The following is a 9,859-nucleotide window of genomic DNA, read 5'->3' as shown; positions in this document are numbered from 1 at the left end:
TTGGATTGTATTGATAAGTTGTTCTTTTATTTTATGTGGTTGTGTGGTAGTTTTTAAGTTCGGTTGGTATAGGTCTTTTGTGCGTTGTTGTTCAAACTGTAAGGTTTGTTCAAGTAAGGTGTATTCTTGACTGTTTTTGGGTGTACTTTGTTGTATTTTGGACGGTGTACGATTTTGTTTGGCGTGTCCAAAAACTCGTATCATCTCGCTTGGGTCTATCTCGCCTTGTGGGGTCTTTGTGAGTTCTCACGCCTTTATTTTGGCGTAAATTGTGCTTCGTGATACGCCCCATTGTTTGCTTGCTTGTGATATGTTCATAGTGGTGTTTTATAGTGTATGAAGTTGTATTGTTGGACATTGTACAAAAAATTCAAATAAAATCAAATGCTTATTGCAAAATAAAGTTGAGAAATGGGATTGACTTTTTGTTATAATGTGTATAATAAAAATGTAGTATTTTTCTATCAATCAAAATAGGAGTATATGAAATGACTACATTATCACAAAATATTTCAATGTTGGGTACTACTTCTAACAGAGAGTTGTCGGAAGCACAAAAAAACCAAAGACTAACCGTTGTTGAATTTGTGAATTATATTAAAAATAATCCAAATGAACGAGTGGAGCTTATTGATGGGTTTATTGTGCCTATGACTGGCGGTACTTCCAATCATAGTTTGATTTCATCAAACTGCCTTGATGTGAAGCATTTTTTAAGAAAAAATATGCCTAACTGTAAGGTTAGAACCAGTGATTTTGGTATACAAACAAAAGAAAATCAGGTGCGTTACCCAGATTTTTCTATTGCTTGTAATATTGATGGTGATGCTATTTTAACATCAAGCCCCATAATTGTTGGCGAAGTTCTCTCTACGGGTAACACAAAAAAAGAAATATCAATGAAAATTGATGAGTATAAAAATCTTCATTCTGTTCAAGAAATTGTAATAATTTCACAAAAAACAAAAGAATTTACTATTCATCGCAGAGGTATTTTTTTTGGTTGGAATAAAGAAGCCTATACTAATGGCTTAATTGAATATAAGTCAATAGATTACTCTTTTGATATTGAAGACTTGTATGCTGATGTTGATTTTAAGAAAAAATAAGATAGTTATTTTCTTATTTTGCTAAAATAAGAAAATCCCAATCTAACTAGATTGGGATTTTTAATTAAAAAACAAAAAATTGTACACAATTTTTAAAATCAAATCAAGATATTTTCTGTTAAAGAAAAACCCACTTAAAAAAGTGGGGAATTTCGGGCATAAAATCATTGATTTTAATAGTTTTATATTTTAATATATAGCCCGCAAATTAGGACGCATTGCGTTTGGGGAGGTCAGATACCCCAAACGCAACACTTGCACTGATTTGTGTTAGTTTTCGAGTCTCTCACGCATAAGTGCTAAAAGCATTGTAATCTAAGTCCTTGATTTGTCAAGACTTTTATGCAAAAATGCGAAAAAGCACCTATGCACAAACATAGGAGCTTTATTATGAATAAAGTTATTTATATTGTTCCGAACATTACGGTTAGTAGCAACTGTAATCATATTGTGAACCATTATTACCATTCTTCATGTGGCAATAACATAGTAAGCGAGTTTTTAACTACTTTTATGCTCTCTATGTTGATGAAAATTTTAGAACTTTACATTTTCTGAATTGGGCTGATATTTTACACCCCCTAAACTCCAAAAATCAAGTATTTTTGGAGTTTAGGGGATATTTTTTAAAATCTTGGTGGGTATTGGCTTCCTATTACCCCCAAAATACCCCAATCCCCCATAAAAATCTCCCTGTAAGTCTTCAAGGCGTGCAAACAAGAAAAATTTTTCAATAGTCGCCCAATCTTCGGTGTTTTTGAGTTCGTCCAAAATGCCACGCATAGCGGTTAGATTTTCCCCAGTAAACACAGAAAGCACCAAATAAGGGTGGTCAAAGCCAAAGCGTTTTTGAACGCTTTTTTCTTTGATTGCTTCCACCTGTTGCCGTAACTGGCGGATTATGTGCTTTCGTTCGCTGTGGCGGTGGATTTCCACCACATAAACAAAGTCTTTCGCCCCTGCTTCGTGGCTTGTCGCCCACCAAATGCCGTCAGGTCTTACATTCTTGCCGTTTACGCTTATGGCAGTGCTTTTGTCGCCCTTTAACTGGTAATAATGGCGGTAATCGGTCAAGGCGTAATCCGTGTTTTTTAGGTACTTTTCAAAGGCTAAAAACGCACAAATATAGGCTTCTTTGTGTATAAAATCGGCTCGGATTATGCTCACTTCATCGCCATTGTTTGCCGTGTAAATTCCGCCTTTTAAGGGGCTATATGATAGGCTTTCAAGTGGTAAATTGTAGGTTTCTGAAACCAGTTCCGCCCCTTTCTTAACCAAAAAATACATAGATTTTCGCCCCACCCCAAAACTTGATGAAACCATTAACCGCCCTATGTACTTGCCGTCAAGTAGCCTTTTGGTTAGGTAGTGTTTTGAGTTTTTGAGTTTGGCAAAATCCACCTGTTCAAGGTGCTTATTGGTTAAAAATCCAGTTTTTGAAAGCAGGTATAAAAATTCGGTTTGTTGTGGTGTGATTGAACCTGTCATAAGTTATCCATAATAATCGTTAAATTCATCTAAAACGCTTAAATTTTGCGGTTTTTGGGGGTTCTGTGGCGTTTTAGGGGCTTCGGTGGTAGATTGCCCCATTTTGCGGTAATACGCTTCAATTTGGGCGGTTTTTAGGGCTTTCCATTGTGCTTCGCTCATACTTTGGCTATTATCAAGGGTATTTTTAGGCATTGTGATAATCATTGGGGGCTTCTGAATATCGCCAATCTTTGCCTTTTGCCAAAGGGCAAACCGCCCAATACTCAAATTTTCTTGCAAGTTCTGAACGCTGTCGCCTGTTTCTTGGGCTAGTGTTTTCAAGGTGTCCACGCCATTAACACCAGTTAATTTTATGGCGGTATTTCCCAAAATACTCTCAAATAATTCCTTTCCCATTCTCGCCCCTGCCTGTTGTTGTGCAAGGGTCAAATAAAGTTTATATTTTCGGCTTTCTTCCAAAATTTCCTGCAAACTGGGGGTTATAAAATTTTGAAATTCATCAATGAACAAATGGCAAGGCGTAAAAAATTCCTTGCCGTCTCGTCTGAACGAAATAATTTTAATCGTTCCCACCACAAAAAGCCCCAAAATTCGGTATTCAATCGGCATTTTTCCCTTTGGAAAATTAAAAACAATCAGCTTTTTTTGTTCAATGGCTTGTTCAATATCAAGGGTTGATTTTCCTACAAAAATCGCCTGCATTATGCTTGAATTGAACAAATAGCGTAATCTTGTGTGAATACTGGATTTTGTGCGATTGTATGAATTATCATACAAAAATTGTGTGTTCAAAAAATCTAAAATTCCCTTATTGTTCAAGTTTTCTTTGGCAAATTGAACATATTTGAACACTTGTTCATTTATGTTTTTATCATCGTTTTGCGGTTCTAAAAAGTCTATTAAATCGTAAATACTGGCGTTTGGGTATTTGAACAAAACAGGCAAAACCGCCATTAAAAGCGTGTTCATTTGGGCGGTAAATTCGCCCTTTAATAATTCTTCAAAAATGGAGCGAAAGGCTTCGGCGTATTTTTCCGCTTCAATATCGGTTAAATTTTCTTTGTTTGGTACATCAAAAGGATTTAAACATGGAAAATAGCCGTCCAAATTTGGTTCAATATAAATAAGGCGGTTATTTTCAAGATTAAGCCAAAATTTGGCGACTTGCTCACAAATTTCCCCATTAGGCGATAATAAAACAAGCCCAGTTCTCTTGTCTCGTGTTAAATAATGCCAAATTAGGGATTTTATGGCTTCACTTTTTCCACTTCCTGTTCCGCCTGTAATGTAGGTATGCAAACGCCTATTATTTTCGCTTATGGGTAGTTTGTTGGACTGATTCAAAAAGGGTGCAATATTTTTGAAATTTTCTGTCAAATAGTGATCGTAACCGCATTTTGTGGCTTTATATTTTTTCAAAAATTCTTGAAGATAAAAGGCTTTTTCATAGGTTTTAATGTTTAAATTGTATTCAAAAACCGCTTGGCGATAAACTTCATCAAATACCTGTTGTTGTAGTTCATTGGTGGAATTTAATAAACTTTTATTTGGCTTATCAGGTTTTTTTAATGGTGTATTTCTTTGAAATAAAAATTTTTCAAAATTTGGCAAATTAAACCGCTCCGAATTTTCATTCAAATAATCCCCCAATAAATCCCCCAATAAATCCAAATTGTATTGGTATTCATATTCGCAATAAAAATCAGAGTGTTCAACTTCTTTCATTTTGCTTTACTCTTGCGATAATCTCGCCTTTTTCTCGCTGTATTATAGCGATAATATAGCGAGTAGTATAATTAAAAACCTAATAAAATCAAATGTTTATTATGAAATATTCATTCACTTTGTCTATTCTCATTCCCCATAGGGAGAATAGCCACTTTTTAACCCCAGTTGTTCATACGCTTGCTTCACATAGGCTTCAACATTTTGGGCATTCGCTTCCAAAACATTTAATCCCAGTTCACGCTCTAACAACTGGAAAAATATTTGACAATATTTTTCAAAGGTTAAAAAGTCTTTTTTCAAATGATTTTCCAAAATCATCTGTTCTATTTGGTTTTTTGCTTGCAATTTTATTCTATTGATTTCCGCATTATTTTTAAGCCGTTCAAGTAAACTTGTTGCCCTTGTTTCGTGGGAAATCTTTTGCATTTCTAACTGGTGGGCGGTTTGCTTGGCAAACTCACTTTGAAAAAATTTTTGCGTTTCATTTAAGCCATTAAATAGCCCTTGTACCGCTATTGCTTCTAAATTATTTTGGGCTTGAATATTGGCGATTTGAATATTTGCTTCATTTCTTCTTTGTTCATTTTCAAAATCCGCCTGTAATTTTTTTTCAAAATTTGCTTGTTCTGTGGCAAATTTACGCTCATTGAGTGATTGACTTTGCGTTTGTAAATCCAAACGCCTTTGGGTGATATAATCGGAAAAATGGCTCATATTAACCCCTGCTTTTTTAATTCTGCTTCAAGTTCTAATAACTGCTTTTGGGCGGTTAATTCATTGTTGGTGCTATTGTTAATAATCGCCTTTTGATACATATTAGCTAAATACTGTTGGCTTTGTAGTTGAATTTGGGCAACTTGGGCAATATATTCAATTCTTAATTGATTTTGATAATGCAAATTTTCATTATCAATTTGAGATAAAGCCCTTTTTCTTTCAAGTTCACGCCTTAAATTTTTTTTGAAATTTATTTCATCTTGTTTGATATAATATTTATTATCAAAGTGTCTCTGTATGGCTTCGCCTAAACCCAACTTATAAGGAAAAACACATAAAAATAATGCACTAAATAACGCATAAATAAACATAAATTCACTTATTCCTTGCAGAGAAAAAAGCAAACATAAAATCACATAAGTAATAATATATACAATAATAAATGCCTTTAATTTGCTTAAAAACATCTTAAAAAACTCCTATAAATAGTTTTATTTGATGGTGTCTCTTAATAATCATAAAGACTAATATAATCAAGATTATGAGCATCTTTCCAATAATTCTCTACTTCAATAATTTTAATAAATGCTTTGAATTTTTTATCTACTAATTTTTCAAATTTTTTAATATAATCATCGCTGACTTCTTCATATTGTTTGGTATTGAAGTTATATTTTTTTTCAAAAAAATATTTTCCAGTATAAGCCCAATAAAAAGAAAAAAATTTTGCAAATGGCTCTAATTCATATATCTTTTTGTGGTACTTTTTTGAAAGATAATCAGCCGTGATATATTCAATATGTTCTATTTTACTTAATAGAACTTCACGGCATTTTTCAATTTCAAGTTCTTCTTCTGTAAGGGTATAGGTTTTCATAAAATTTACTCTCTTAATGGTTAAGGTTGTTAAGTGTTGAATATGATATAAATTATATCATATTTTTTTCTTTTAAAATTGCTTTTAGTTGAATATAATTGAAACTAAAAGTCCAAATATTTTCAATATCTTTTTCTCTCTTTGTCTTAAAACTACCTAAAACAATATTTTGTTTTTGTTCTAGTAGCCTTTTTTCTGCTTCATCAAGTATTTCTTTTTGTTCTTCTTTTGATAATTTAAAGAATAAGTCAATACAATAATTTTTAAATTCTTCTTCTTTTCTTATTTTTTCTTCGGCTTCTCTTTGTGCTTTTAGTTCAGCTTCTCTCTTGGCTTTGGCTTGGCGTTTTCTCTCTTCTTCTTCCGCCTTTGCTTTTTGCTCCGCTTCAAAGTTTTCAAGTCCCCAGCCGTTCAAAAATGCTTTATGGTAATAAGCCCCTAAATTCTTGATTTTGCCTTGTTCATTTTGGGCGTTCACATAATCAACAATGGCTTTGATTTGGTCTTCTGAATATTTTTGCAAATATTCTTGTTGCTTGATTGGTGTAATGGTTATCAAAGATTTTTCAAATACTGGATTGGTTTCAGGTGTTAATTTTTCAAATGGAATATCTCTTTTATACTCCATTTGAAAATGCAACCCTATAACCTTACGTCCTTGCTTTTTAAATTCAACCCTTACAATAATATCGGATAACTCATTATTATTGATATTTTCTATTGGCTTTGAAATCGTCCAACGATTTAAAGCCTTAAATTCATTATATTCATCATCTTTTAATCCAATATAATCCCTATACGCTTCAATCGTGAAGTATTTTGTTTTGCCAAAACCAATATAGTCCTTACATAGCTTGTAAATTATGGCTTCATATTTTCCATTAAATGAATTAAAAATATTCCAATCCATAACCAAAAACATTTTTTTAATGTCCTCGTTTCCTTCTAAAACATCTTGAATAAAACTGGGTAATCTGAACTTTAAAGTTTTGCTATATAGTTTAAATTCAGATAAAAAAGATGCTCCGTAAAAAACTTCTTTGCCATTTTTTTCTAAATAATTAAATGCTATGCCTGTTGTGGTCAATGCGGTTAAATCGTCTTTTAAATGCTGTTTTTTGACTTCATAACCCATCATTTTATTGATTTCAGCAACTGGCACACTATAAAACCCCTTTTCATTGGGCTTTATGTCATTGAGTAAAAACTCCTGAAAAACCTTAATCAAAATAAACCAATATTTGTACTGGCGTTCTGAAATGGCGTGTTTGATGTGTATGAGTTCTTGGGGGGTTTTAACCCTTTGGACGGCTTTATTTTCCATAGATTTAAGCAAAAAAACAAATAATAATATAAGCATTTTATAAAAAAAGTGTAGTTAGTCAAGTTATTTTTTCTACACTATTATCCTATCCATAGGGGGGCAATTTCTACACCATAGGGGGGGCAATTTCTACACCATAGGGGGGGCAATTTCTACACCTTTCAAGTTTAAGGGGGGCAATTTCTACACCATAGGGGGGGGCAATTTCTACACCTTTAAACTTTTTTTCCACAGGCTTACGCATTGATTTTAAAGGAAATTTTGCAAAAAAAATTTGCCCCTAAATATATTATAAAGTTGTTATATATAAAAAACAACAACTTACTGTATTTAAATTATATAAGCGAAAATTTTAAAAATTTTTGTTTTGTTGTTGTTTTTTTTAATTTTTTTAATTTTTTTAATTAAAAATCAAAAATTGATTGATTTTTTGAAAATTTTTGGCAAAAAATGGATTTTCTGAAAATAAAATCACAGGTAGCAAACAAAACACGCTCTAAAACGCACAGAAACCGCCCTATTTTGCATTTTAGAAGCAAAAAGGTACAAAGACACCACCCCACCCCAAAACAACGCTAAAAACCCCCTTAAAACGCATTTTTTGAAAAACTGAATTTTTTGACTTAGAAACCAAAGGAATTTTTAAAAAATTTTAAAAAAATTCCGCCCGATTTTTTGGCGGTGGGTGGCTTTTATAAAATGCGTTTTAAGGGGTCTAGCGTGCGTTTTAAGGTGGGTCTGGTGGGTGGGGTGCTACCTAGTACCACCCAAACAAAAAACGCCCTAAAATGGGCGTTTTTGCGTGTTTTTGAAAAATTTAAAAATTTTCGTATTTTTGACGGATTAAATCTTGGTCTTTGGAAGCGTGAACCAGTTCCAAAATTCGTACTTGTGTTTCTGCAACGGTGTAGTAAGCAAGGTAAGGCGGTGTTTTAATAACCATTCGTCTAATTTCTTCACAAAAATCGGTTTTTTGGCAACCAAAGGGCATAAATTCCAACTTGTCCAACTGCATAACGATGTTATCAAACATTTTATCAGCTAGTTCTTGACCGCCTTTTTCTGCATAGTAAAAAGAAATTTCCGTTAATGCGTCCAAAACTCGTGGCTCATAAACCACCGTGTAAGTGATGTTATTCATAGGATTTACTTATTATTTTCTAATCTTTCTCTTACTCTTTGCATTACGATTTCTTTGGCTTTGGCACTACTTACGCCCTGTGAGCCGTTTTCTTTCATCTCGTTGTATGCACGCATTACACGGTTTTCAATATAACTTTGATACTCCGCTTCTTCCTGTGCTTCTTGCAAAGATTTTTCAATCATTTCAAGCACCACAAAATTTAATGAGCGGTTTTGTTTTTGGGCGATTTCGGTTAAGGCTTGTTTTTTGTCAAAGTCCAAAACAAGTGATAAGCGTTCTTTTTGGGGCTTTGGGGTGGTTGCTAGGTGTGGCATAGCTGTGTTACTCATAGTTATTAAAAATTATTAAAAGTTATTAACTTTTAATATTCTATCAATTTTTTTAGAAAAATCAAATATTTTTAGAAAAACCTAAAATTTTAAACTACTTTGGCGGTTCTTTTTGATGTATTCAATCACAAAATCACGAAGTAACAACGACTGGGTGCGGTTGTTATCTTCTGCAATTTCCTTGAACTGCTTGGCAAGGTCTTCGTCAATCCGAAAAGTAATAGAGGTTTGTTTCTTTGGTTTTTGGCTCATAGTTCGCCCTTTTTGTACTAAAATTTGCAATACATTATACTGCATTTTTTAGTACAAATCAATTTTTAATTTTTATTTGACGAAATAGCTAAAATGGATAAAATAGCTATAATTATTTTTATTTTGGAAAATCTTATGCTCACACTTAACAAGCCTTTGACTTCGTCAGAAGTTCAAAACAATTTTGGGGCGGTTATAGACAAGTCGCAAAAAGAAATGATTTCCGTAACTCGTAGGGGGCGTGTGGTTAGCCTGATGATGTCGCCCCAAGTTTTAGAAGACTACATAGACGGCATTTTGGCGACAAAGTCCAAAGAATTGGGCTTGCATACGGCTGAACAAAGTAAAGCCATTCTTGATAAATACCGCTAATGAAATACGAAATAATTTTAGCCAAAGGGGTTGAAGATTTTTTAGATAGCATTCCCCAAAAACACGCTCGCCAAATTGTTAAAAAAATTGACTTGTTGGCACAAGACCCCCACACAAGTTCCAACGGTGCAATTAAGCGGATTTCCACGCCTAAGACGGGCAAAAAGTGGCGAATATCGCATAATTTTTCAAATTGTTGAAGATGTGATAGAAATCCATATTTTGAGAGTTGGAAAACGCAATGATGATGAAGTTTACAAAAATCTTGAAAATCTATAATTAAGAAAAAAGTAATTATAATGTAATTACGTTGTAATTAAAAACGCTTGCGATTTTGCAAGCGTTTTTTTGTTTAAAAAATTCCTAAAAATTTTTTGCGTGGCTGTGGCGTTTCAAGTAATTTTACGCTTTGGGAAAGGTCTTTGATTGTTGCTAGTAGTTCAAAAATTTGCTTCTCTTGGGTGCGTATGCGTTCGTTTGCTTCGTTTAGGCGGTGTTGTATACCAACCGAACCCA

13 protein-coding genes are annotated in these 9,859 nt (G+C 33.3%); 3 read left to right on the top strand and 10 right to left on the bottom strand.

What is annotated here, in order from left to right; all coding sequences use genetic code 11:
* The coding region (locus B5J93_RS13840; RefSeq protein ID WP_211278882.1) for a hypothetical protein at window positions 1-204 on the bottom strand (204 nt) is incomplete at its 3' end.
* A 284-nt stretch (window positions 205-488) separates the two neighbouring features.
* Between B5J93_RS13840 and B5J93_RS10790 the strand changes: the two genes are divergently transcribed.
* Window positions 489-1,109 carry a Uma2 family endonuclease gene (locus tag B5J93_RS10790; protein ID WP_079326380.1) on the top strand — a complete coding sequence of 207 codons (621 nt, stop codon included), beginning with the start codon at window positions 489-491 and terminating at the stop codon, window positions 1,107-1,109.
* A gap of 612 nt (window positions 1,110-1,721) precedes the next feature.
* Here the strand turns inward: B5J93_RS10790 and B5J93_RS10785 are convergent.
* From B5J93_RS10785 to B5J93_RS10745, 9 genes are all read right to left on the bottom strand, one after another.
* Window positions 1,722-2,597 (bottom strand): hypothetical protein, encoded by an 876-nt coding sequence (locus B5J93_RS10785; protein ID WP_079326379.1) that lies wholly within the window; start codon window positions 2,595-2,597, stop codon window positions 1,722-1,724.
* 3 nt (window positions 2,598-2,600) lie between these two features.
* Window positions 2,601-4,325 (bottom strand): type IV secretory system conjugative DNA transfer family protein, encoded by a 1,725-nt coding sequence (locus tag B5J93_RS10780; RefSeq protein ID WP_079326378.1) that lies wholly within the window; start codon window positions 4,323-4,325, stop codon window positions 2,601-2,603.
* 129 nt (window positions 4,326-4,454) lie between these two features.
* Entirely contained in the window at window positions 4,455-5,042 is a 588-nt protein-coding gene (locus B5J93_RS10775; RefSeq protein ID WP_079326377.1) for a hypothetical protein, read from the bottom strand.
* Window positions 5,039-5,512, bottom strand: a complete 474-nt coding sequence (locus B5J93_RS10770; protein ID WP_079326376.1) for a hypothetical protein — start codon at window positions 5,510-5,512, stop codon at window positions 5,039-5,041. Before B5J93_RS10770 ends, B5J93_RS10775 begins: the two co-directional genes overlap by 4 nt.
* A 41-nt stretch (window positions 5,513-5,553) precedes the next feature.
* The gene (locus B5J93_RS10765) at window positions 5,554-5,922 is read right to left on the bottom strand and encodes a hypothetical protein (RefSeq protein WP_079326375.1); all 369 of its coding nucleotides are present in this window, start codon (window positions 5,920-5,922) and stop codon (window positions 5,554-5,556) included.
* A gap of 52 nt (window positions 5,923-5,974) precedes the next feature.
* Window positions 5,975-7,246 carry a replication initiation protein gene (locus tag B5J93_RS10760; protein ID WP_158080736.1) on the bottom strand — a complete coding sequence of 424 codons (1,272 nt, stop codon included), beginning with the start codon at window positions 7,244-7,246 and terminating at the stop codon, window positions 5,975-5,977.
* A gap of 817 nt (window positions 7,247-8,063) precedes the next feature.
* Window positions 8,064-8,387, bottom strand: coding sequence for a type II toxin-antitoxin system RelE/ParE family toxin (locus B5J93_RS10755; protein WP_079326373.1), 324 nt, complete (start codon window positions 8,385-8,387; stop codon window positions 8,064-8,066).
* 5 nt (window positions 8,388-8,392) lie between these two features.
* The gene (locus B5J93_RS10750; RefSeq protein ID WP_079326372.1) at window positions 8,393-8,704 is read right to left on the bottom strand and encodes a hypothetical protein; all 312 of its coding nucleotides are present in this window, start codon (window positions 8,702-8,704) and stop codon (window positions 8,393-8,395) included.
* 96 nt (window positions 8,705-8,800) lie between these two features.
* Window positions 8,801-8,971 carry a ribbon-helix-helix domain-containing protein gene (locus tag B5J93_RS10745; protein WP_079326371.1) on the bottom strand — a complete coding sequence of 57 codons (171 nt, stop codon included), beginning with the start codon at window positions 8,969-8,971 and terminating at the stop codon, window positions 8,801-8,803.
* 135 nt (window positions 8,972-9,106) lie between these two features.
* Here B5J93_RS10745 and B5J93_RS10740 point away from each other — a divergent pair, with 135 nt between their 5' ends.
* Window positions 9,107-9,343: a type II toxin-antitoxin system Phd/YefM family antitoxin gene (locus B5J93_RS10740; RefSeq protein ID WP_079326370.1), complete on the top strand. Its 237-nt coding sequence runs from the start codon at window positions 9,107-9,109 to the stop codon at window positions 9,341-9,343.
* A gap of 126 nt (window positions 9,344-9,469) precedes the next feature.
* Window positions 9,470-9,622: a type II toxin-antitoxin system RelE family toxin gene (locus B5J93_RS14425; protein ID WP_420811409.1), complete on the top strand. Its 153-nt coding sequence runs from the start codon at window positions 9,470-9,472 to the stop codon at window positions 9,620-9,622.
* Window positions 9,623-9,859: the final 237 nt, after the last annotated feature.

This window comes from Moraxella equi, assembly GCF_002027555.1.
Classification (GTDB): domain Bacteria; phylum Pseudomonadota; class Gammaproteobacteria; order Pseudomonadales; family Moraxellaceae; genus Moraxella; species Moraxella equi.
Note: the sequence above shows the minus strand (reverse complement) of the source record. Positions and strands in the feature narration are given on the sequence as shown.

Bases quoted from the DNA above. Each gene is read 5' to 3' on its own strand.
- B5J93_RS10770 (WP_079326376.1), bottom strand. From the start codon at position 5,512: ATGTTTTTAAGCAAATTAAAGGCATTTATTATTGTATATATTATTACT.
- B5J93_RS10785 (WP_079326379.1), bottom strand. From the start codon at position 2,597: ATGACAGGTTCAATCACACCACAACAAACCGAATTTTTATACCTGCTT.
- B5J93_RS10775 (WP_079326377.1), bottom strand. From the start codon at position 5,042: ATGAGCCATTTTTCCGATTATATCACCCAAAGGCGTTTGGATTTACAA.
- B5J93_RS10750 (WP_079326372.1), bottom strand. From the start codon at position 8,704: ATGCCACACCTAGCAACCACCCCAAAGCCCCAAAAAGAACGCTTATCA.
- B5J93_RS10740 (WP_079326370.1), top strand. From the start codon at position 9,107: ATGCTCACACTTAACAAGCCTTTGACTTCGTCAGAAGTTCAAAACAAT.
- B5J93_RS10745 (WP_079326371.1), bottom strand. From the start codon at position 8,971: ATGAGCCAAAAACCAAAGAAACAAACCTCTATTACTTTTCGGATTGAC.
- B5J93_RS10760 (WP_158080736.1), bottom strand. From the start codon at position 7,246: ATGGAAAATAAAGCCGTCCAAAGGGTTAAAACCCCCCAAGAACTCATA.
- B5J93_RS10790 (WP_079326380.1), top strand. From the start codon at position 489: ATGACTACATTATCACAAAATATTTCAATGTTGGGTACTACTTCTAAC.
- B5J93_RS10765 (WP_079326375.1), bottom strand. From the start codon at position 5,922: ATGAAAACCTATACCCTTACAGAAGAAGAACTTGAAATTGAAAAATGC.
- B5J93_RS10755 (WP_079326373.1), bottom strand. From the start codon at position 8,387: ATGAATAACATCACTTACACGGTGGTTTATGAGCCACGAGTTTTGGAC.
- B5J93_RS10780 (WP_079326378.1), bottom strand. From the start codon at position 4,325: ATGAAAGAAGTTGAACACTCTGATTTTTATTGCGAATATGAATACCAA.